Raw genomic sequence first — 21,758 nt, 5'->3', positions numbered from 1 at the left:
TGGCGTTCAACTTGAACGGTTTCAACTTCAACCAATCAATCATTGATTCTCAAGGTCGCGTTATCAGCACTTGGGCTGATGTAATCAACCGGGCTAACCTGGGTATGGAAGTAATGCACGAGCGCAATGCTCACAACTTCCCCTTAGATTTGGCTGCTGGTGATGTTGCTCCTGTCGCTCTGACTGCTCCTGCTATCAACGGTTAATCATAATCTGAGATACAATCTTCACGATTATCTATAAGTAAAAGACGCTCTCCCGAAAGGGGGGGCGTTTTTGCATTGGGTTAATTAGTACGTTTTTTTGAAGTGCAAAATGATGGGTGTTGCATCAAAACTAAACCGCCATAGTTTAGAACTTAAGCAATAATTATCAAAAAGTAAATTTTACAGGTAATAATTGCTAGCAGCGCAGATAATTGCCTCAAAGCTCAATTATAAGGAGAATCCAATAATGATTTTACACCGTGGGCGTAGGGTAGTAGCTGCTTTGCTGCTGTCAGTGGTATTACTGACAACAGCCTGTACCCCAAAAGCACCTGGGCGTTTTGACCAAGTGCAAAAAGAAAGCACTCAGCAAAGAAAGGGTCAAGCGGTGGCTGAAACCGCAACTAAGGGTAGCGAATTTAATAAACTTTTTCCTGATGCAGGCGATGGCTATCAACGCGTCTATACCCAAGAGAAAAAAGGCTTTGCGGAAGCGAAGTTGAAAAAAGGCGGTAAAGATATAGCGATGCTGTCTATTTCTGATACCACTAGCACACCTAGCACAGCAGCAAAGTTCTCGAAGAGCACCAAAAAAATTGGCGGTTATCCCGCAGTAGAAGTTGGTAAGACGCAAACTGCAATTTTGGTAGGTAAGTACCAAGTAAAAATACTTTCCCGCGTTCCGTCATTTACAGCTAGCGATCGCGCAGATTGGCTAGAGAAGTTTAATCTTAATGGTCTGGCTAAACTGAAATGATTTGCACTACGAACATTTAGATAATAAAACCTAAATAAGGAGATTTTTGTGAGCAAATCGATTTTTGAGTTGGTTGATCAATTACCAACCGGCGGCTTGACCATTTCTATGTTGAAGTCCCTCGATTTTGTTGCTCCTGGAGAGTGGCAAAATACTGTCGGCTTTGTCAACACTATTAAGACCGTCACTGGCGAAGATGACGAAGATTTAATTCAGCAAATTGGTGAAAGAGCAATTTATTTATTCAACGACAAATCTCAAGGATACCAAACAGCCTTGTGGTTATATCAAACCGTTGATAGTACAGATAAAGCGCTTGGTGCAGCAGCTTTAGCTAACAAAGTCGGTGAGAAAATTCCTCTGTTGGGTTTTTTAAACTCTGTCACTCCCAAACCTGACAAAGCCCAAACAATCGATCTGACATTAAAATTAGTGGCTGAATTGGTAGCCTTCTGCCAAATTAACGGCATTCCTGGAGACAGCATTGGCGATTTTGTTGCCTCTTTAGGTGAGTATAGTGGTGAATCGCTCATCCGTATGGTGGCATTAGTTTGCGTTGATGGTTTGATACCTCTAGGCCCAGACTTCATCAGCAAAGCGATATCTGGGCTTAATCAAACAAATCCACAGGAATTAGAAAAAAACTCCACTTTCCAAAACATCAAAGATGTGATTCCAGGGAACAATGCTGGTAGTAAACTCAATTTTATCGGCGAAAGTTTTGACTCAGTTAAAGGTTGGATGAATGGGCTAGTTAGCGCCAATAATTTAACGCCACAAAAGGTTGTCCACAACTTGCAAAGTTTTGCCGATATTGCTGATGACAAGTTGGACTACCTCGCAGCGTTCCTAGATGTAGCAACGAATTATTATGAGCACACCGGCACGCAAACTTTAGCACGTCGCTTGATTGAACGGGCGGTGGCTGAGATTTAGGTTAATGGGGAGTGGGGACTAGGGACTAGGAAGATTTCCCAATCCCCAATCCCTATCAGGGTAAACGCAAATCTGCTGCGATCGCATATAAGTAAGGTTGAAAAATAGCCAAGTTTTCTAGTTTCTCAAACTTACCTGTTTGCGTACCTGGATCAAAGGCAGTGGTAATTACGTAAAGTTTACTGCCATCAAAGGCAACATGACCGATATGTTGCTCTTGTACTTCACCTTGTTGTTTGAGTCCGGCGAACCCATAGCGAATTCCCTGAAGCTTACCAACAGTTACTGGTTGCGGTGGGTAGGCTGAAAAACTAATCTCTTTTCCATATTCACCCTGACGGTCTTTCGCAAAAGCAGCGTAGTGGTCTGCAACCCAAGCCTTGAGGGCTGGTAATACCTGGGTTTGGTATTTGGAACTTTGGTAGTCCACCTGGGAACTATTGGGAATACCCGCTGCTACGAGTTTCTTTTGGAAATCCTCATTGTTTGCTAGTGGGTAAACGTTAATCTCAACTGTACCCAAACGTTTCCCTTTAGAAGAGACACACAACAGAGGTGCATTTCCCTCACAAGCAGCAACTTGCCAGTTAGTTGGAGCAGCAGTATTTCCCAGGATTTTCTGCCAGATATTTCCCTCATTAGGGTTGGGAACTTTTGCAACAGCAGGGGATTTTACCACTTTGGGTAGAGAAAATTGGGGGAGAACAAATTTGGCTCCCAGCGGTATTGACACCAGTAAAATAGAACCTAGCAATAAATGATAAAGTCGTAACATTTTCCTGAAAATCTAAAGTTAAGGATTGTAGACTAACGATATCTACAATACTTTATGGGTATATAGGAAGAATACATTTTTATTGCTGCAAGTTCCGCAAATGGAACCCAACAAACTATAAGTCCTGATAAACCTTGCTATGAGCGATGAATTGTTCACTAGAACTAAGATTTAATTGTATGTTTAATTATGCCTGCCTACTTCATACAATTGAAAACATATACGCATAGTGGCGCTGAAAGCAAGCACAGCGCTACTATGAACAGTGTTGTTTATTTATATATGCGTAATTCCTTGTGGCGTGCCGGAGATATGGCAACAATGAAGAGATGCTGGCTGGATGTGAAATTGAAGGGCAAATTTGCTTAGACTTGTTAATTGAAGCGAGAACGTTGATTACGACGTTGCTTGTGCCTAGCAATTGCTTTACGCTTCTCTTTTTCTATTGGTGTCTCGAAGTGACGCTTTTTTCTCATATCCTGGAAAATTCCTGCTTTAGAAACTTCCCGTTTAAATCTTCTCAAGGCTGATTCAATACCTTCATTCTCCCCTAAAACTACTTGTGTCATTCTCATTCCTCCTTAATGTGGATGAATAGTTTAAAGCTAGATACAAAATAAAATATTCCAGCAGAGTGGAGCCTTTGGCTTTATCTGCTGGAGACTCTAAATGTGAAACTTTAACGAATCGACTTAGTAGCGATTATTGTTGCGGCGGGCATTACCGCCACCCCAGCTACCACGAGGAGAATTACTTCTTTCTTCACGAGGTTTAGCTTTGTTCACTTTCAAGTCACGTCCCATCCACTCAGCACCATCAAGTGCATCAATGGCAGCTTGTTCTTGTGTGTCTGATTCCATTTCCACAAAAGCGAACCCACGAGGCCGGCCTGTTTCCCGATCTGTGGGTAGTTGAACACGATTTACTGTGCCGTATTCTGCAAAAGCCTGCTTTAAGTCCTCTTCTGTAACCTGATAGGACAGGTTTCCGACGTAAATTGACATATAAATCTCCGAATTCAGGGAGTGTAGAGACTTAAATTCGGAGAGACGGTTTTTAGAAATCAAAACGAGTTACTCAACCGAAAATAATCTTTATGTCCATGAGTGTAGCACAGCCTTCAGCCTTTGAAAATCGTCTTATAGTGAATTTTATTCACAAATCAAACCTTTAGGGCAGGTTTGCAGACTTTCCAAAGACTGGCTTTTGTGGGTTGTACTATAAAAGTTACACTTTTAACAGGAAATCGGAGTTAACTAGCGATCGCCCAGGTATTTAGTGTTTTGAAAATTAAGCTGTGGACTAAGGGGTAAAGATTATTATCGGTATTCGGGCTAATCATACCATGACTAACTGTATTAAAAGCAAATTAAAAAATATTCATCCTCAAATGCCCCATTTAGCTATGCTCGAACTGCGCTAAAATCTTTTCCGCTTGCTTGCATAGTGCTTCGTGATATTCACCATTACTAGCCAGCAAACCTCCCCATTGATTGATATCACCTGTGTTGTACTGCAACGAAGTACCGTCGAAGTGGGTAAATTTACCACCAGCTTCTGTTAAAATCAGTTCTGGTGCTGCCATATCCCAATCTTTGGGCGCAGATTTGCCAGAAAGAGAAATGTAGATATCTGCCTGTTGCTCCACAATGGTGGCGATTTTGCAGCCTACACTACCCACGGATTTATGATTTTGACAGGGTAAGTTTTGTAATAAATAATCTAAGCGTTGGTTGCGGTGAGAGCGACTAACAACTAAGGTTAAATCCTCAACTGGTTTACCTGACGACACTTGTAAAGGAACAGAACCATCAGGGGTTTCTACAAATGTACCCCCGCCTTTGATAGCGTAATATAACTTTTTAGCTTCTGGTACTGCCACCACTGCCAAAACTGGGCGTGTTTCCTTGATTAAGGCAATGTGAACTGCATAGTCCCCAGTTTTTTCGATAAAGTCTCGTGTGCCATCCAAAGGGTCAATTATCCATATCCAAGGGGCGGAAGGCTGTGCGTCCAGACTTGGCGATTGGTAAGTTTCTTCACTGATATAGGCAAAATCTTCGTTACCCAAAGCTGCTTGTAGCCTCTGCAAAATGTATTGACTCACAGCTATATCAGCAACGGTAACAGGCTCATTCTGTTTATATTGGACTTCTAAGTTAGGATCTTTTGCAGTGCCATGATAATACGATCGCAGTATATCTGCTGCGCCCCAACCTACCTCACGAGCGATCGCTAATATTTCTTGTAAGTCTTTCATTAAATTTGACCTTATATAATTTTATTAACCTGACTACTCAGCCGTTTAAATTCATCCAGCGCCGAGTACCAAAAAATTTACAGGAATCAGCAGCAATATTAGCTGCCAGTGCCAGTGCATTAGTAAAACTTTCCCTTAAAATGTAATCACAGAGAGCACCGTGGAAAATATCTCCAGCCCCTAATGTATCAACCGCTTGAATCTGCGGCACATCTACGATACCAGTTTTAGTGCAACTCAAGTATTCAATTGGTTTTTGTCCGTGGGTAATAGCAATGTGAGGAATGCCAAATCCACTCAGATAGGCAAAAACGTCTTCTCCAGTTTGGCAATTGGGAGGATGAAAATTAGCCGAACAGATGGCGTAATCTACAAACGGCAGAATTTCCTCAAATCCAGGCTTCCAACTACCACCATCAATTACTACTGGGATATTCTTGGCTTTAGCCCTTTGAGCTATGAAATAACTAACCGTCATTTGATGTCCATCAATCAGTACTATATCGATATTTTGCAAAATATCTGGCGGGATAGATGCGCTGCTGGCTTGAGTTTTGACAGCATTGATGGAAACTACAGCTCGTTCACCCGTGGCTTGAGTAACAATGATTGAGGAGACAGGCGGTGCTAAATCAGTGGTAGGCTCAAGGTCTGCGATCGCAACTTTGTAATTTGCCAAGTCACCTCGAATTAGCTGTGTCATTGGGTGAGAACCCACTATACCCAAGACTGTAGCCTGATTTCCTAAATAATTGAAAGTTACAGCCGCGTTTGTTGCTGGGCCCCCTGCCGCTACAGTATAGTCAGTAGCAACAATCTTCTGATTATTTTTCGGGGCAGAGTCAGCAAGGTAGATCAAATCTAAGGTTACTAAACCTACAAATAATCCACGATCCGATTTTGAATTTTGAATTTTGGATTTTAGATTATCCATTCGTCATATATGTTCGTAATTATTTTTAACTCTTGTACAGACGCGATGAATCGCGTCTCTACAAACTCCTACACAGACGCGATGAATCGCGTCTCTACAAACTCCTACACAGACGCGATGAATCGCGTCTCTACAAACTCCTAACTTTCCCTCATGCAAACCGATCCAAAACCAGGAACACTTTATGTTGTCGGCACCCCAATTGGCAACCTGGAAGATATAACCTTTCGGGCGGTGCGAATTTTGCAGACTGTGGATATCATTGCTGCGGAAGACACCCGTCACACGGGAAAACTGCTACAGCATTTTCAAGTTAAAACTCCCCAGGTGAGTTACCACGAACATAATCGTACCAGCCGCATCCCAGAATTATTAGAGCATTTAGTCAACAATAAAGCGATCGCTCTAGTGAGCGATGCTGGAATGCCAGGTATTTCCGATCCGGGATATGAACTGGTGAAAGCCTGTATCGAGGCGGGAATCCCAGTAGTTCCCATTCCAGGCGCTAGTGCAGCAATTACCGCTTTGAGTGCAGCAGGATTACCAACAGATCGGTTTGTCTTTGAAGGCTTTCTTCCAGCAAAAAGTCAACAGAGACAAGAACATTTAGAATCTCTGCAAACAGAATCTCGCACATTAATTTTTTACGAATCGCCCCACCGCTTGCGAGATACTTTGCAAGACTTAGCAGAGGTTTGGGGAAGTGATCGCCAAATTGTGCTAGGGCGGGAGTTAACAAAATTGTATGAAGAATTTTGGCGGGGGACAATTGCCGAAGCGATCGCTCACTACAGCCAACGAGAACCCCAAGGTGAATATACGTTAGTAGTGGCGGGAATTCCAGCCAGTCAGCCACAATTGACAGAAGAGGAATTGAAAGCCGAATTGAAGCAGTTAATTAGTCAGGGAATATCGCGATCGCAAGCTAGTCGTCAGTTAGCAAAATTTACCTCTCTTCCCCGTCGCCAACTCTATCAACTAGCTCTTTCTTTAGTCCTCAGTCCTGAGTCTTGAAATGCTCATATCGCTTTCAGAAAATTGCAAATTAAAATATATACTTACCTTCTTGTGAATAATTAAATCTACAGAATTATCTGATTGATATTTTAGGACAAGCATAATTTTAAAGTCCAGTTCCCACTCTTATGTTGGGAAATACATTATTATGAATAATTTCTATATTCATCCTCAAAGACGATCTGGTGAATATTCAAATGATATCTAAAGATTTTTGATATTAGTTCTCTAGATAGATCAGGAATTTTGTGGGCAAACTTTAATATGAAATAGTCAAAAGCAAACAAAACAGATTCTCAAGGAAGGAGAAATTTTATGGGTAACATTATTGCTTGGCTGGTTTTAGGCTTAATTGCAGGTGCATTAGCTAAGTTATTTTATCCAGGAACCCAAGGTGGCGGAATTCTTTCCACCATTATATTAGGAATCCTTGGAGCCGTAGTTGGAGGTTATTTGGGTCAAGCTTTGCTAGGAAGTGGTTCGGCAGCCGCCGCATCTGTAGGAGCCTTATCCCTTGGAAGTATTTTATTTGCTGTTCTTGGCGCTATGCTACTGATTTTCCTTTGGGGTTTACTGACTCGTCGAGCTGTGTAATTGCCTCAAATTAGCTAATACTATTGGGAATCATTTCAAGCTGCAACAAACCGATAAAATGACATTAGAAAAAGAGCGAAGAACTATAGGAGTTTTCGCTAAGTGTTCCGATGCACAATTGGTACTTCAGGAACTAAAAGCTTCTAATTTCCCGATGCACAAAGTTTCTGTGATTGCACGGAATGCAGAACAACAAAGTGATATTGCTGGTGTTGAAGTTAAAAAGCGCACTGGCAATACATCCTCAGAAAATACTGGTGGTGCTTTAAACGGTCTTACTGGCTTATTAGTTGGTTTAGTCGTTTGGGTAATTCCTGGTATGGGCAGAGTTATGCTAGCCGGAGCGGAAGCAACAGCGATCGCTACCACTTTAGCAGGTGGTGCGATCAATGCAGCGGCTAGTAGTTTGTATGGTGTGTTGCTAGGTTTAGGAATTCCTAAAGAGCAAGTACAGGATTACAGCGATCTAGTTAGTAAAGGTTACTATTTAGTGATAGTAACCGGCATAGACATAGAGATTCGTGTTGCTAAGAGGATTTTTAATCGCCTTGATATTCAAGGGTTTAGCATGTATGAACCATACTTGACCCCAGATAGCCGCTATAAAAATGCAGTTGGTGTTTTTTCTACGCGCCAAGACACAGAAAAAGCACTTACTGAACTTAAAACTGCTGGCTTTCCGATGAGTCAAGTCTCGGTGATTGCTAAGGATATAAACACGCTTAATGGTCTCGCTGAGGTAGATATCAGCAGTTTTAAAGATGACTACACTACTTTAGGAATTCCTGAGAATCTAGCCAGAGATTATGAAGATCAAGTGGCCCTTGGCAATTACCTATTAGTCATAAATAGTACTGATATTTACATGGCAGGTGCAAGAGCTATTTTAGAGAGTAACAAAATTCAATATTTTCGGATCTATAACCAATCCGTAGTTAATGCAACTAGAAGCGATCGCGAGGTTATTAGTCAATAGGCTTAGTCAATAGGCTTAGGTTAGTACTTAATTCTCCTTAAAACAGCTTCCCCGATAAGCATTAGTTAAATCTCAAAGTTAATCTTAAGGGGTTTGACACCATAACAGGATTGTGCATATTCCCGGAAATTGTCAGGAAAGTATATTGTTTGGCAGAAATTAGGTTATGACTGAACTGTATAGTTATATACAACAATTTTGATGCTGCATATAACATCAATAAGCATAATATATATTTAACATTTATAAAAATTATGGTTGAATGAGCTTAATTTTCACTATTCATTCGGCTTCTTCATTACTATCCAGTAGAGTAAGGCGTAAGTAAACTACCTACCCATTCCAAATCAATGAAACGCTTGCAGTATAAAAATTGTAAATTCCGTAGTAGAACTTTGTGCTTACTGTAGGGTATAGGCTTTTTGTCAGTTCTAAAAGTTGTTTAACTCTCACAAGAAAACATTGAGTGCTCGTTAAATTACTTAATATACTCAAATCACTTTTTGCTCAAAAGATCATTTCAAGCTGAAAATTAAGCTAAAACAGGCTCGTCTTGGGGTAAAATAATATCTGTTTCAAATAATAAAATTGTAGTTTCACAACCAATCCGACCCATTTCTGGCTCTGAACCCATTTCCATTTCTACAAGATACGACCAGTATCCAGAGTTAAGACAATATTGTATTATGGTTCCCAATCCACCAATAAATTCTACCTTTTGTCCTTTACAAAATTTTGGCCTTGTTAGGTCAAGGGCTGTACTCATAAAAACCACCCTTTTTTAGTTAAAGTCTGTTATTAAATTTATAATCTAATAACAAGCATTTAATTATCCACCACAAGATTCAATTAAAAAAATATATGAGTGCTTCTTTTGAAAGAAGCTACGCTATCTCAAGATTTAATGTTACGCTAATTATCAGATTGTTAGAAAAATAGATTATTTAATATATTTTTTGACGAAAGGGTTAAATATATAAATAAATGTATTTAATAATTAAAGGATGCAAGTAATATTATTTAGCGTGCAAAAAAAATAGAGATATGGCATGTAAACGAAATCTTCATAAATTTGTATAGCTAAAATATAATCCCAATAGTTAGTGCCAAAAATATAAATAATTGCAATTAACTGCCTGGAGTAATGTTGAAACGTTTGAAGATTGGAACCAAAATTGGAATTAGTTTTGCCCTGAGCTTGGCAACTCTGACCACCATCGGTTTAATCTCATACCAAAGCACCAATGAGCTAATTGAAACTTCACGCAAAGAAAGCCATACCTACCAGGTGTTAAGTCAGCTTGAAGACCTTAACTTGCAACTGACAAATGCTGAGACTGGACAACGCGGTTACATTATTACTGGGGAACAGCGCTATTTAGAACCTTATAACGCTGCCATTCAATTACTGAATCAAAAATTCAAAGAACTTCAAAGATTAACGGCAGATAACCCCAACCAACAAAATCGGCTTGATATTTTGCAGCCACTAATAACCGAGAGAATGGCTGTAATGAAAAATGTCATCGACCTACGGCAAATCCAAGGCTTAGAATCTGCCCAGAAAGCTGTCCTGACAGATCAGGGTAAGCAGCTGATGGATAAGATTCAGAAAGTTATCCAGGCAATGAAAACTGAGGAGAATGCATTGCTGAAACAGCGCTCTCAAACAGCGCAAGCAGCTGCTCAAAAAACGATCGCTAGTATTGTCTATAGTATTCCCTTCTTTTCTTTAGTCTTAGCTTTGATCGGATTCGCCCTGACCAGACATATCTCAGCACCGCTGAAGCAAGTTTCTGATTTGGCAGAAAGAATGGCGGATGGGGATTTATCGGTGAGTTTACCAGATAGCGATCGCCAGGATGAAATTGGCGTGTTGACGCGCACTTTCAACCAGATGATCGTTAATCTGCAAAACACAACTCAAAAAAATGACGAGCAAAACTGGCTAAAGTCTAATTTGGCTGAATTTACCCAGATGCTCCAAGGGCATCGAAATCTAGAAAGTGCATCTCGCCTAATATTGTCGAATTTAGCACCACTGGTTGGGGCATCGCAGGGCGTTTTTTATGTGATGGACTCCATAGACGACGAGCCTACACTAAAGTTGTTGAGTAGTTATGCTTACAAAGAGCGCAAAAATCTGGCAAATCAGTTTCGCTTGGGCGAGGGACTGGTGGGACAATGCGCCCTAGAAAAACAAAGAATTCTCCTCACAGAAGTACCTAGTGACTATATCCGCATCAGTTCCGGCTTGGGAGAAGCTCCACCGCTAAATATTATTGTGTTGCCCATAATATTTGAGGCAGAAGTGAGTGCTGTAATTGAACTTGCTTCATTTGGGTCTTTCAGCTATCTGCATCTGACATTTTTAGAGCAATTGAGTGCAATTCTTGGTGTATTTTTAAATAATATCGCCTCACAATTTCAAACCCAGCAACTACTTGAAGAGTCTGTTGCTTTAACAGAGGAACTGCAAAGCCAGCAAGAAGAACTACAACAGAGCAATCAACGCCTAGAAGAACAGGCGCACGAATTAGAGGAATCACAATTTCTTGTCAAGCAGTCTAACGAAGAATTACAACAACTCAATGAAGAGCTAGAAGAAAAGGCAGAATTGTTAGAAGTTCAAAATCGAGAAGTTGCCCGCAAGAACCAGGAAGTTGAGCGGGCGAGGAAGTCTTTGGAAGAAAAAGCGGAACAACTGGCCTTGTCTTCAAAATATAAGTCGGAATTTCTCGCGAATATGTCCCACGAGTTACGAACACCGCTAAATAGCCTGTTAATTTTAGCAAGGCTGCTAGCAGATAACTCGCTTAACAACTTGACCGACAAACAGGTAGAGTACAGCCGGACTATTTACTCGGCTGGGACTGATTTGCTGGAATTAATTAATGACATTCTAGATTTGGCAAAAATTGAGTCGGGTACTATGTCGCTCGATATTGAGCAAATTGCTCTTGCAGATTTGGAAACATCTTTAGAGCAGACTTTCCGGCAGCTTGCCCACAATAAAGAACTCAATTTTACTATTGAACGGGATGAGAAGTTACCACCGACAATTTATAACGACTCCAAACGTCTGCAACAAGTGCTGAAAAATCTCTTAGCTAATGCCTTTAAATTTACGGAACAGGGAAGCGTAAAGTTACAAATTCGCATGGCAGATGAGACAGCCGCAGTTGATAATCCGATGATTGCTTTTGCAGTTAGCGACACGGGCATAGGCATTCCAGCCGAGAAACAGAAGATTGTTTTCGAGGCATTTCAACAAGCAGACGGCACAACCAGCCGCAAGTACGGCGGAACTGGCTTGGGCTTGTCCATCAGCCGCGAACTGGCTCAACTGTTGGGCGGGAGAATTGAACTAGTCAGCCAACCAGGGCAGGGAAGCACCTTCACCCTTTACTTGCCTAGGCGACAGGAAAAAAATATTCAAAATACTCTCACTACACCACCCGCTGAGTTAACCACCTCTATCCGCACAGCGTCGATCATAAAAGAAGTGCCAATTGTCGAAAATAGATCCACAACTGTTGATATCTCTCCAACCGCGAAAGTACTTAGCACCTTCATCAGCGAAATTCCAGACGACCGGGAAATAATTCAACCAGGCGATCGCATTTTGCTAATTATCGAGGATGATGATAAATTTGCCCGCATCTTACTAGATATGGCTCGTGAGCAGGGATTTAAAACCATTGTTGCTTTACAGAGCAAACAAGGTCTAGCACTAGCGCAACAGTTTAAGCCCGATGCAATTATGCTAGATATCCATATGCCAGAGATGGATGGTTGGACGGTGCTAGATCGTCTGAAACATAACCCAGACACTAGACACATACCAGTACATATACTTTCTGTTGATGAAAGACAGCAACGGGGATTACAACTAGGCGCGATTACCTATCTCCAAAAACCCGTTTCTCCAGAAGCGCTAACTCAAGTATTGACAGAAATTAAAGGCTTTATTGAGCGTCAGGTAAAAAATCTCCTCATCGTAGAAGATGACCCCGTACAAGCCCAAAGTATTATCGAACTAATTGGGAATGGCGATGTCCACAGTACAGCAGTGGGTACGGGAGCAGAAGCACTCTCGATTTTGCGATCGCATCACTTTGATTGTATGGTACTGGATCTTGGTCTGCCCGATATGAGCGGCTTTACACTAATTGAGCAAATAAAGCAAGAACCCAGGCTTTTAAAACTGCCGATCATTGTTTACACCGGCAAAGAACTTAGCCGACAAGAAGAAACCCAACTACGGGGACTCGCAGAGACAATTATCATTAAAAATGTGCGATCGCCAGAGCGGTTGTTAGACGAAACTGCCCTGTTTTTACATCGAGTGCAGGCAAATTTGCCGCCACCAAAGCGGCAAATGCTAGAGCAACTACACCAAACTGACCCGGTGCTGGCTAATCGGAAAATTTTGATTGTAGATGATGACCTGCGAAATATTTTTGCCCTTACCAGCTTCTTAGAAAGCTATCAAATGCAAGTGCTGTTTGCCGAAAATGGCAGAGATGGCATAGAGAGACTGCAAACTAATCCTGAGATTAATATAGTTTTGATGGACATCATGATGCCGGAAATGGATGGTTACGAAACTACCCGCGCCATCCGCCAACAACAACAGTTTCGTTCCTTACCAATAATTGCTTTAACTGCTAAAGCCATGCCAGGCGATCGCGAAAAGTGCATCGAAGCTGGAGCCTCTGACTACATCACCAAACCTGTAGATACTGAGCAACTGCTTTCACTACTCCGGGTTTGGCTGTATCGGTAAGGGAGGGGAAGCAGGGTAGAAAGAGTTTTCTGTAATATCATGTCCGCTTAATTAGTTATTATTCAGGGCATCTATGCAAAAATCTTAAAACTCTCTTTCCCCCTGCTCCCTGCCCCCAGCAAGAAATGCGGTCTTAATGATAAGTCTTTTACCGGACATGATATAAACCACCTTGGCAGCTTGAACTATTTGTGTTGTAATCACAGTAAAGAAAGTTTAAAAATGCTAAAAACCCACACTGTGCCCGATCAAGAGGACAATGTGGGTAATTTACGCCCATAATACAAATGACAGTCTTTGTATTGGCTAGCGGAACATACTACTGACTGAAGTATCTTCATGAATCCGCCAGATAGTTTCTCCTAAAAGATTAGCTACTGACAGCACCACTAGTTGTGGAAAACGATTGTTTTCTGGTATGGGAATTGTATTTGTAACAATGACTTCCTCAAACAAGCCACTGGATAACCGCTCCATCGCTGGTGGAGAGAACACTGCATGAGTTGCACAGGCGTATACCTGACGCGCTCCTTCTTCACGCAGTAATCGCGCTCCTTCAGCGATCGTGCCCCCAGTGTCAATCATGTCATCCACCAACACTGCCGTTTTGCCTTTAACATCGCCGATGACGTTTAAAACTTCTGCAACATTATGTGCCTGACGACGTTTGTCAATAATCGCCAGTGGGGCATCATTGAGTTTTTTCGCAAATGCTCTGGCTCGTGCTACACCGCCAACATCAGGGGAAACAACCACAAGATCGGGGAGTTGTTTGCTTGCTAGATAATCCAGCAATACTGGCGAACCGTAAACATGGTCAAAGGGGATATCGAAATAGCCTTGAATTTGAGCGGAGTGCAAATCCATTGCTAGAACGCGGTTGGCGCCTGCTTCAGTGATCAAGTTAGCAACCAGCTTGGCGGTTATTGACTCTCGTCCTGCCGTTTTGCGATCAGCACGGGCATAACCGTAGTATGGAATTACTGCTGTCACCTGCCGCGCAGAAGCTCGACGACAAGCGTCAACCATAATTAATAATTCCATCAAATGATCGTTCACTGGTTGACAACATGGCTGGATTAAATAGACATCACAACCCCGAATCGATTCTTGGATTTGAACGTAAAGTTCTCCATCCGCAAATCTTTTGCGAATCATTGGCCCTAAGTCCATGCCCACATAACGAGCGACTTCTTGAGACAGCTGTATATTGGCAGAGCCAGAAAACAGCCGCAGGCGATGATTCTCGGTCAGTCCCGTTGCAGATGGTTGCACTTTGAAAGTTGCAGAACTGAGCACAGCAGATCCTCTATGTGCATTCATAACAATACTATAGTTAGAGATTTAATAGATTTAACCGAGAAATCGCCTAAAAAAACATCTGTGAGTTTTTTTGAAACTTCCATACAAAATTTAAACATTTTTCCATAAAATTATCATTTGCTAATTGTCTAGTCTTCTTGGCAAACAAGCTATTGATAGCTTAACTGACATCAAGACCGTCCACTAGGTCTATAGTTCAAATTTTTTGGGTTGAGGTAAACATTGGTATGGTAGGTTCTTCTAACTACCTCATTTATAGCTGACAGTAAAGCATTTACAACTTAAGTGATATTGAAGTTTGTTCTCATACAGTATAGCACCTGCTACTAAGTATAGAAATTGTATTTTATTATTCCAGTAATTAGCATTTACAAAAACGACAATTACATAATTTAGAAGTCACTCGCAGTAGAGACAACCCACCCACACACAGGAAAATTTTTAGATAAAGTTTTAATAAAGATTGATTAAAGATTGATTAAAGATATTTTTATACTCCCAAAACATTACTTAACAAGGGTAATATCATCAGGGTAATATCATCTTAGATGTTAAGTAAAAATGCTTAAAAATTCTTACTGAAACAAATTTTAATTAAATCTAGAAAAGTTGTTCCCTCTAATTTTCCTGAGACATAAAAGCGGAAAATATACTTATGGACTCTCGACGGACTTCAGTAGTAGAGAAATCTTTAACTGCCATAGTAACTAGTTCCAAGAAGTCGCCATACTATCTAGCTGCGATGCGACCGCGACAATGGACAAAAAATCTGGTGGTGTTTGCAGCACCATTGTTTGCATTTAGTATTAATCTACAATCTCTGCTAGGTAGCCTATTGGCATTTGTATTATTTTGTTGTGCATCAAGTGGCTTCTACTTAATCAATGATATCGCAGATGTTGAATCTGACCGTGAACACCCTGTTAAATGTAAGCGGCCAATTGCCGCTGGATTAGTTAGTATCCGTGTTGCTGCTGGGATGGCATTAGTGTTGTTGAGTAGTGCTCTGATTTTGGGGTGGTTGCGATCGCCTCAGTTGGGTGCAGCCATAACTGCATACGCCCTGTTGCAGATCGCCTATAATCTGCGACTCAAACGGATGGTGATTTTAGATGTTGGGGCGATCGCTACCGGATTTGTCCTACGAGCCTATGCCGGAGCTGCTGCTACCGGAATTGTTTTATCTAGTTGGTTTTTAATCTGCACTGCAATGCTGGCGCTATTCTTAGGTATTGAAAAACGCAAAGCAGAACTACGGTTAGCACAAATTAAAGGCAACAAACCTCGCTCTGTCCTCAAATACTATTCCTTGCCTCTGCTGGCTCGCATGGAAAATGTCGTAACTACTTGTACGGTTGTCACCTATGCTCTTTGGAGCGCAGGCCCTTACTTGCATGGAGCACGCACCTCTTGGATGCTAATCACTTTGCCGTTTGTTTTGTATGGAATTTTTCGCTATCAACTGCTGAGTGATCCTCAGGTGATTGCCAGTTCTAGTGAAAACACTATAGAGCAAGGTGGACGCAGTGAAAGGCCGGAAGAAGTTTTATTGAAAGATTTACCCATCCTATTAACTGTTATTGGTTGGGTGATAGCTTGCTTTGTGATTCTTTTACTCAAACACCAAGGGCTGATCGCATAAATCTAGTAAATGAGTTAATAGCAGAATTTTGGTTTGGCAAGGGAATTTGTGGATGAAAAATTTCAAGGTTTTTTTGATGAAGTGGCGCAAATTGGGTTTTAAACAGAAACGCCATAAGCTTCCACAACATGTCCATACACTCGCTCAAATAAAAATTGACGAAATCAAGGTTTGTGGTGTTAAAGGAATAATTCTCGATTTAGATAACACTATTATTTCTGAAGATGATCGCTACCTATCTCCTTGTGCAGAAGATTGGATTACACAAGCAAAGTTAGCCGGATTGCAATTTTTTATCCTCTCAAATGGGAAACGTCGCTATCGCGTCAAATATTGGTCTCATCGTCTTGATATTCCAGCGCTCAGTCCAGCGAAAAAACCCTTTCCCCCTGCATTTAGACAGGCAATAGCTTATATGCGGTTACCAGCAAAACATGTACTCGTCATTGGTGATAGTTTACATACTGATTTTGTAGGAGCACTACTTTGTGGATGTGGCTACATACAAGTTGCTAGCCTACCACACCCGCCTCGATGGTGGGAAAAACTTGCTAGCAAATGGGTGCAGATACCTTATCCATCTGGAGAAGAACTTTGGAATTTTGACGGTGCTGCTGGCTATGAAAGCTTCTTCTAAATTGTAAATTTCTCTTTTTATCAAAAAATATCGCCTTGTAAAGTGACTAAATTTTCACCATGAATAACCAGATAGTTTTTAGTTTACTGATTCTAATCACAGTAGGGTTAAATACACTGGCTCAAAATCTCTTGAAACTGGGAGCAGGACAAAATCCTTTAAATATCTATTTACTAGGAGGGATTTGTAGTTATGGTCTGAGTACGATTTTTTACGTAGTAGTTTTAGGAAAGCTGAATTTATCTGTCGCCTATCCAGTGGTAATAGGGTTAACAATTATATTCACAATGATTACTGGCGCTGTAATTTTGCGAGAAAAAATCTTAGTTTTGCAATGGTTAGGAGCGGGTTTGATGTTGAGCGGTATCGGGGCAATTGCTTTAGGTAAGCATTGACTAGAGCATCGATTCAGTAATCAAAAACCTAACCCCCCAGCCCCTTCTCTAGCAGGGAAGGGGGAGCTAAACTCCCCTCTTTGCGTCGGAAAGGTTCTTCCAGGATTACTGAATTGGTGTTCTAGTGTTTTAAGAATAGATAAGTTATGTAATTAAAATTTTCAGTATGAAAAACCCTTTATCCTAACATTACTAATAAACCACTATAAACTCATTACATTGATTTGAAAAACTTGCTTGATTACTTGTTACTAACAATTGGATTTAAAAAGGTGTGCAGTAATGATTGATGTAGTGTCATTAAGAAGAAATAAAATTAGGATTAAAATGTTAAAACAGAGAGTGTCAAGATATTATCTATCTGTTTTAATAGTAATTATTTTGGGTGTTTTTCTGCGCTTTTTTCTGTTAGGGAAACAGAGTCTTTGGTATGATGAGGGCTTAACCTTAACTCTTTCTGATGCCTCGACACTTCAAGAAAGCATTGCGAACGTAAGAGCCATAGGAAATAGTGATAGATTTCAACCACTATACTTTATAGTTCTCTTTTTGTGGCGTCAGATATTTGGTGAAAGTGAATTTGCCCTTCGCTCACTCTCTACTCTTTTAGGAATTGGCTCAACTATTGTTATATTCTTTACTGCTTTGCGGATATATGGAAAAAAGCACGCTTTATGGTCTTTGCTAATCCTGACATTCAGTTCTTTTTGTATTTACTACAGCCAAGAAGCAAGAATTTATGCCTTAGCAATGTTTATAGCTTCACTTCAACTATATTTCTTCAGCAAGGTATTAGTTAAAAACGAAGGTAGTCTAGGTATTTCAATATTGCTATTCAGTATTTTTACCGCTATAGGAATTTTTACTAATATTAACTTCTGCTTTTCCACGACAGCTCTATGTCTATCTCATATTGTTATCTATAGAAATTTAAGACAATGGCTGCAATGGTGGCTGCCTGCGGGGTTTTTATCTTTACCGCCAGTATTATATTATCTGTCTTTACCTGGAGCAACTGATCCAGAAAGCATTTCAGTTTCTCGCTTGGGATTCCCCATAATTCAAAATATTATTTTTGTGTTACATGGAATTTTAGTGGGGACAACTTATGGGCCTTCAATGGAGCAGTTGCGAGGCGATGATAAAGTACAGGTTGTGCTTCGTTACTGGCCTCACATACTTTTATTGGTGATTGTCGGTAGTGTAATTTTTCTGGCTTTAATAAAAATTTTATTGAGACACAAAAAAAATAACAGAGAGCAGCATCCTGATTACTTCTTTGCTTCTGTGTTTGTTATGACATTTTTACTAGGATTGCTCTTAGCTATTGTTACCAAATTTAATTGGGTACCGCGTCACTCTTATTATCTTTGGTTCCCACTTGCCATGCTTATCCCATCAGCTTTGAATCAAAGGCCTAGTATTAGCTCAAAACGCTACGGAGTGTCTCAGTTTGCTCAAATCGCTGTCATATCTCTGATAGTTCTGAATATTTATTCTCTTTGTAATTACTACTTTAATGATGACTATCAGAAAGATGACTACCGCTCTACAATCCAGTACATTATAAAAAATCGTTCTTCTTCGACAAAATCTGTAGTTTTATTTGGCAATCTCAGATTATTTAAATACTATGGTGATCCTCTAACTCTGGATGCACACAATTTAGGTAATCAGTTAAGAAAAGGTATTACTGATGAAAATTTCGCAGAAAAAATTGAAAAATTAACAAATAGTGCAGACACAGTTTTGATCGTAGTTAATCGGGAACATCTATTTCCCAAAGGATTGATTGAAAAAGAGATGAGTGATTTGTATAACCTGGATTCTCAAGTTAATTTTACATATTTCAAAATTTATCGTTTTCCCAAGAAGAAAAATTGAATTGGAGATTGCAGACTCTGTAAGTTATACAGTACGACACAACCTTGCTCTGGTGGGGGTGTACCCGTTGAGTATAGTAGAATATTGCCGCAGGTAACTGTCTGTCGCCTCTTGGACTTAATCTTTGTGGGTGACTGCCTCTTCAGTTGCTAATACACTCAATGATTCGATCATGCAACCACCCATTACAGTTGGCACTGTCTTGCAAAACCGTTACCGCATAATTCAAATTCTCGGACAAGGGGGATTTGGTAGAACCTATCTGGCAGAAGACCAGAGGCGCTTTAACGAACTTTGCGCGATCAAGGAATTGATTTCAACAGCAACGGAGGCTTTGGCTTGGGAGAAGGCGCAAGAGCTTTTTCATCGAGAAGCCGCCATTTTATATCAAATTGAACACCCACAAGTCCCTAAATTCCGGGAAAGATTTGAGCAAGACCAACGTTTATTTTTGGTGGAGGACTACGTTGCAGGTCAAACGTACCAAACTTTGCTGGCTGAACGTCAAGCTGTGGGACAAACTTTCACAGAGGCAGAAGTATTGCAGCTAATTCAGTTGTTGTTGCCTGTTTTAGAGCATATTCACAGTCGAGGGATTATTCACCGGGATATCTCGCCAGAAAATATTATTTTGCGAGATAGTGACGCTAAACCTGTGTTGATTGACTTTGGAGTGGTAAAAGAACTGGCAACGCGTTTACGATCGCCAGAGAGTGCAATGCCAGAAACTACCGTGGGCAAATTAGGCTACTCTCCTAGTGAGCAAATGCAAACAGGGGGAGCTTATCCTAGTAGTGATTTGTATGCATTAGCGGTGAGTGCAATTGTTTTGCTAACTGGTAAAGAACCAAGGGATCTATTTGACGAAAACCAACTAACTTGGAATTGGCAGCGGTGGGTAACAGTTAATCCGCGATTGACCCTGGTTTTGAATCAAATGTTGAATCATATACCGAGCGATCGCTACCAAAGTGCTGCTAGTGTATCTCAAGCACTACAACCTTTACAGCAAGTCAGTCTTCCTTCCCTGAATACATCTAACTTGCAAACAATGGCTGTTGGCCGCCGTCCTGATTTTGTAGCACCAGCAGCTTCGCCCAAGAAACAACCCGATCCTGTGATTCCACCAAGTCCCCCTAGTTCACTCTTGGATAATCCTTTAGCGATCGCAGCAATTGCCACTGCTGTAGTGATCGTGGCGGGATTTGGTTCTTGGGCACTCGTAAGTTCCATCCGCAGTCAGTCGAAAACCCCAGATGAGACGCTTCCACAAAATTTTCCTTCACCAGTGATTTCTGGTGGTACTACATTCACATCCACACCCACACCCACCAACGATCAACCTGTTGTATCTAGTAAGCGCCTCAATCTAGGAGCATCTAATAACACAACCGCAGTTCAAGATACTCTTAAAACAAATCAAATAATCCGGTACACTTTTTTTGGGCAGGAAGGTGACAAGTTAAGTACGTTGATTGACCCAGGAAGCAGCGTTTTGCTAACAGTCTTAAGTCCCAATGAACAACCTATTGATAATAATGGGCAGCAAGTAACATCTTATGAAGGCACATTACTGGTTACTGGTAGATATAGTATTGAGGTAACACTGGTTCCAGGAGTTACCGAAAGCAATTACAATCTCAATGTTGCATTAGAAAAACCAGTCAAACCAACACCCCTCCCAATTCCGACAGAAACACCCCTCCCAATTCCGACAGAGACACCTATCCCAATTCCGACAGAGACACCCTTTCCAATTCCGACAGAGACACCTATCCCAATTCCGACAGAAACACCCTTTCCAATTCCAACAGAAACACCTTTTCCAATTCCGACAGAGACACCTACCCCACTTCCGACTACTGGTGAAACGCCAACTTTTCCGCCGGTTGATGAAACACAACCATTTTCTGGCCAAAGAAATTAATGTTAAACACACTACTGATTACTGGAACTGATACAGAAGCTGGTAAAACTGTTTTAACAACAGCATTAGCAGCCTATTGGCAAAAATATTACCCACAGCGTAGCTGGGGAATCATGAAACCGATTCAATCGGGAATTGGCGATCGCGAATGGTATCAAAAGCTATTTGCACTAGAACAAACCGCAGATGAAATTACACCTTTGTACTTCCAAGCACCTCTCGCCCCTCCCATCGCAGCAGCACGGGAAAATCGTCGAGTCGATTTAGCAGTAGTTTGGCAAGCTTTGTCTAAGTTGCGATCGCAACGTGATTTTGTGCTTGTAGAAGCCTTAGGAGGGTTAGGTTCGCCAGTAACTGAGGAATTAACGGTAGCTGATTTAGCAGGGGAATGGCGTTTACCAACAGTATTAGTAGTACCAGTGAGATTGGGTGCGATCGCTCAAGCAGTGGCGAACGTAGCATTAGCTAGACAATCGCGCATCAATCTTAAAGGCATTGTTCTCAACTGCGTCCAACCCCGAACGGATGCAGAAATAGCCGACTGGACACCACCCCAATTGATTCAATCACTTACTAACACGCCAGTTTTAGGCTGCTTGCCCTATTTAGATAACCTGACTGATTTAGATAAACTTGCTCAAATAGCATCAGATTTAGATTGGGAAACACTGACACATTCAGAACGATAAACTAAGAAAATAAACTA

The 21,758-nt window shown here is 41.1% G+C and carries 19 protein-coding genes and 1 pseudogene; 13 read left to right on the top strand and 7 right to left on the bottom strand.

The genetic code is table 11. The features are described 5' to 3' along the window. From H6G92_RS22135 to H6G92_RS22125, 3 genes and pseudogenes are all read left to right on the top strand, one after another. Nucleotides 1-206: pseudogene (locus H6G92_RS22135) on the top strand (photosystem II q(b) protein); the annotation flags it as partial. A gap of 247 nt (nt 207-453) precedes the next feature. Continuing rightward, on the top strand, nt 454-963 hold the full coding sequence (locus tag H6G92_RS22130) for a hypothetical protein (RefSeq protein ID WP_190895754.1): 510 nt from the start codon (nt 454-456) through the stop codon (nt 961-963). Between the two features lie 48 nt (nt 964-1,011). Next, nucleotides 1,012-1,899, top strand: coding sequence for a hypothetical protein (locus H6G92_RS22125; protein ID WP_190895752.1), 888 nt, complete (start codon nt 1,012-1,014; stop codon nt 1,897-1,899). A 55-nt stretch (nt 1,900-1,954) separates the two neighbouring features. On the opposite strand, the gene H6G92_RS22120 is transcribed toward H6G92_RS22125, so the two are convergent. The 5 genes from H6G92_RS22120 to H6G92_RS22100 all read right to left on the bottom strand — a co-directional run bounded on the left by H6G92_RS22120 (nt 1,955) and on the right by H6G92_RS22100 (nt 5,868). Continuing rightward, nucleotides 1,955-2,674: a hypothetical protein gene (locus H6G92_RS22120; RefSeq protein ID WP_190895750.1), complete on the bottom strand. Its 720-nt coding sequence runs from the start codon at nt 2,672-2,674 to the stop codon at nt 1,955-1,957. A gap of 374 nt (nt 2,675-3,048) precedes the next feature. After that, on the bottom strand, nt 3,049-3,243 hold the full coding sequence (gene rpsU / locus H6G92_RS22115; protein WP_190895748.1) for a 30S ribosomal protein S21: 195 nt from the start codon (nt 3,241-3,243) through the stop codon (nt 3,049-3,051). A 123-nt stretch (nt 3,244-3,366) separates the two neighbouring features. Then, nucleotides 3,367-3,678 (bottom strand): RNA recognition motif domain-containing protein, encoded by a 312-nt coding sequence (locus H6G92_RS22110; RefSeq protein ID WP_190895746.1) that lies wholly within the window; start codon nt 3,676-3,678, stop codon nt 3,367-3,369. A gap of 395 nt (nt 3,679-4,073) precedes the next feature. Then, nucleotides 4,074-4,934, bottom strand: a complete 861-nt coding sequence (locus H6G92_RS22105; protein ID WP_190895744.1) for a 3'(2'),5'-bisphosphate nucleotidase CysQ family protein — start codon at nt 4,932-4,934, stop codon at nt 4,074-4,076. 37 nt (nt 4,935-4,971) lie between these two features. Next, nucleotides 4,972-5,868, bottom strand: a complete 897-nt coding sequence (locus H6G92_RS22100; RefSeq protein WP_190895743.1) for a sugar kinase — start codon at nt 5,866-5,868, stop codon at nt 4,972-4,974. Nucleotides 5,869-6,021: 153 nt separating this feature from the next. On the opposite strand from H6G92_RS22100, the gene rsmI reads away from it, so the two are divergent. The 3 genes from rsmI to H6G92_RS22085 all read left to right on the top strand — a co-directional run bounded on the left by rsmI (nt 6,022) and on the right by H6G92_RS22085 (nt 8,455). Then, complete coding sequence (gene rsmI, locus H6G92_RS22095) at nt 6,022-6,882, top strand: 16S rRNA (cytidine(1402)-2'-O)-methyltransferase (RefSeq protein WP_190895742.1); 861 nt, start codon at nt 6,022-6,024, stop codon at nt 6,880-6,882. A 318-nt stretch (nt 6,883-7,200) separates the two neighbouring features. Continuing rightward, nucleotides 7,201-7,479 (top strand): GlsB/YeaQ/YmgE family stress response membrane protein, encoded by a 279-nt coding sequence (locus H6G92_RS22090; protein WP_190895741.1) that lies wholly within the window; start codon nt 7,201-7,203, stop codon nt 7,477-7,479. A gap of 58 nt (nt 7,480-7,537) precedes the next feature. Further along, complete coding sequence (locus H6G92_RS22085; RefSeq protein ID WP_190895740.1) at nt 7,538-8,455, top strand: hypothetical protein; 918 nt, start codon at nt 7,538-7,540, stop codon at nt 8,453-8,455. A 532-nt stretch (nt 8,456-8,987) separates the two neighbouring features. Here the strand turns inward: H6G92_RS22085 and H6G92_RS22080 are convergent. Then, nucleotides 8,988-9,221 carry a hypothetical protein gene (locus tag H6G92_RS22080; RefSeq protein WP_190895739.1) on the bottom strand — a complete coding sequence of 78 codons (234 nt, stop codon included), beginning with the start codon at nt 9,219-9,221 and terminating at the stop codon, nt 8,988-8,990. A gap of 378 nt (nt 9,222-9,599) precedes the next feature. Between H6G92_RS22080 and H6G92_RS22075 the strand changes: the two genes are divergently transcribed. Beyond that, nucleotides 9,600-13,244 (top strand): response regulator, encoded by a 3,645-nt coding sequence (locus H6G92_RS22075; protein WP_190895738.1) that lies wholly within the window; start codon nt 9,600-9,602, stop codon nt 13,242-13,244. A gap of 306 nt (nt 13,245-13,550) precedes the next feature. Here the strand turns inward: H6G92_RS22075 and H6G92_RS22070 are convergent, their stop codons facing one another. Beyond that, nucleotides 13,551-14,567 (bottom strand): ribose-phosphate pyrophosphokinase, encoded by a 1,017-nt coding sequence (locus H6G92_RS22070; RefSeq protein WP_190895737.1) that lies wholly within the window; start codon nt 14,565-14,567, stop codon nt 13,551-13,553. Between the two features lie 634 nt (nt 14,568-15,201). Between H6G92_RS22070 and H6G92_RS22065 the strand changes: the two genes are divergently transcribed. The 6 genes from H6G92_RS22065 to bioD all read left to right on the top strand — a co-directional run bounded on the left by H6G92_RS22065 (nt 15,202) and on the right by bioD (nt 21,741). After that, nucleotides 15,202-16,209: a decaprenyl-phosphate phosphoribosyltransferase gene (locus tag H6G92_RS22065; RefSeq protein WP_390625449.1), complete on the top strand. Its 1,008-nt coding sequence runs from the start codon at nt 15,202-15,204 to the stop codon at nt 16,207-16,209. 76 nt (nt 16,210-16,285) lie between these two features. Continuing rightward, a complete protein-coding gene (locus tag H6G92_RS22060; protein WP_242059269.1) occupies nt 16,286-16,846 on the top strand; it encodes a YqeG family HAD IIIA-type phosphatase in 561 nt (186 codons plus the stop codon). 59 nt (nt 16,847-16,905) lie between these two features. Then, nucleotides 16,906-17,241: an SMR family transporter gene (locus H6G92_RS22055; RefSeq protein ID WP_190895734.1), complete on the top strand. Its 336-nt coding sequence runs from the start codon at nt 16,906-16,908 to the stop codon at nt 17,239-17,241. A gap of 282 nt (nt 17,242-17,523) precedes the next feature. Next, nucleotides 17,524-19,125: a glycosyltransferase family 39 protein gene (locus H6G92_RS22050; protein WP_190895733.1), complete on the top strand. Its 1,602-nt coding sequence runs from the start codon at nt 17,524-17,526 to the stop codon at nt 19,123-19,125. Nucleotides 19,126-19,297: 172 nt separating this feature from the next. Next, complete coding sequence (locus H6G92_RS22045) at nt 19,298-21,052, top strand: serine/threonine-protein kinase (RefSeq protein ID WP_190895732.1); 1,755 nt, start codon at nt 19,298-19,300, stop codon at nt 21,050-21,052. Then, entirely contained in the window at nt 21,052-21,741 is a 690-nt protein-coding gene (gene bioD, locus H6G92_RS22040) for a dethiobiotin synthase (RefSeq protein WP_190895731.1), read from the top strand. Before H6G92_RS22045 ends, bioD begins: the two co-directional genes overlap by 1 nt. Nucleotides 21,742-21,758: the final 17 nt, after the last annotated feature.

The organism is Nostoc foliaceum FACHB-393 (assembly GCF_014698505.1).
GTDB lineage: Bacteria > Cyanobacteriota > Cyanobacteriia > Cyanobacteriales > Nostocaceae > Nostoc > Nostoc foliaceum_A.
Note: the sequence above shows the minus strand (reverse complement) of the source record. Positions and strands in the feature narration are given on the sequence as shown.

Coding starts and splice junctions, on each gene's coding strand:
- H6G92_RS22130 (WP_190895754.1), top strand. CDS start 454: ATGATTTTACACCGTGGGCGTAGGGTAGTAGCTGCTTTGCTGCTGTCA.
- H6G92_RS22120 (WP_190895750.1), bottom strand. CDS start 2,674: ATGTTACGACTTTATCATTTATTGCTAGGTTCTATTTTACTGGTGTCA.
- rpsU (WP_190895748.1), bottom strand. CDS start 3,243: ATGACACAAGTAGTTTTAGGGGAGAATGAAGGTATTGAATCAGCCTTG.
- H6G92_RS22110 (WP_190895746.1), bottom strand. CDS start 3,678: ATGTCAATTTACGTCGGAAACCTGTCCTATCAGGTTACAGAAGAGGAC.
- H6G92_RS22105 (WP_190895744.1), bottom strand. CDS start 4,934: ATGAAAGACTTACAAGAAATATTAGCGATCGCTCGTGAGGTAGGTTGG.
- H6G92_RS22100 (WP_190895743.1), bottom strand. CDS start 5,868: ATGGATAATCTAAAATCCAAAATTCAAAATTCAAAATCGGATCGTGGA.
- rsmI (WP_190895742.1), top strand. CDS start 6,022: ATGCAAACCGATCCAAAACCAGGAACACTTTATGTTGTCGGCACCCCA.
- H6G92_RS22090 (WP_190895741.1), top strand. CDS start 7,201: ATGGGTAACATTATTGCTTGGCTGGTTTTAGGCTTAATTGCAGGTGCA.
- H6G92_RS22085 (WP_190895740.1), top strand. CDS start 7,538: ATGACATTAGAAAAAGAGCGAAGAACTATAGGAGTTTTCGCTAAGTGT.
- H6G92_RS22080 (WP_190895739.1), bottom strand. CDS start 9,221: ATGAGTACAGCCCTTGACCTAACAAGGCCAAAATTTTGTAAAGGACAA.
- H6G92_RS22075 (WP_190895738.1), top strand. CDS start 9,600: ATGTTGAAACGTTTGAAGATTGGAACCAAAATTGGAATTAGTTTTGCC.
- H6G92_RS22070 (WP_190895737.1), bottom strand. CDS start 14,567: ATGAATGCACATAGAGGATCTGCTGTGCTCAGTTCTGCAACTTTCAAA.
- H6G92_RS22060 (WP_242059269.1), top strand. CDS start 16,286: ATGAAGTGGCGCAAATTGGGTTTTAAACAGAAACGCCATAAGCTTCCA.
- H6G92_RS22055 (WP_190895734.1), top strand. CDS start 16,906: ATGAATAACCAGATAGTTTTTAGTTTACTGATTCTAATCACAGTAGGG.
- H6G92_RS22050 (WP_190895733.1), top strand. CDS start 17,524: ATGATTGATGTAGTGTCATTAAGAAGAAATAAAATTAGGATTAAAATG.
- H6G92_RS22045 (WP_190895732.1), top strand. CDS start 19,298: ATGCAACCACCCATTACAGTTGGCACTGTCTTGCAAAACCGTTACCGC.
- bioD (WP_190895731.1), top strand. CDS start 21,052: ATGTTAAACACACTACTGATTACTGGAACTGATACAGAAGCTGGTAAA.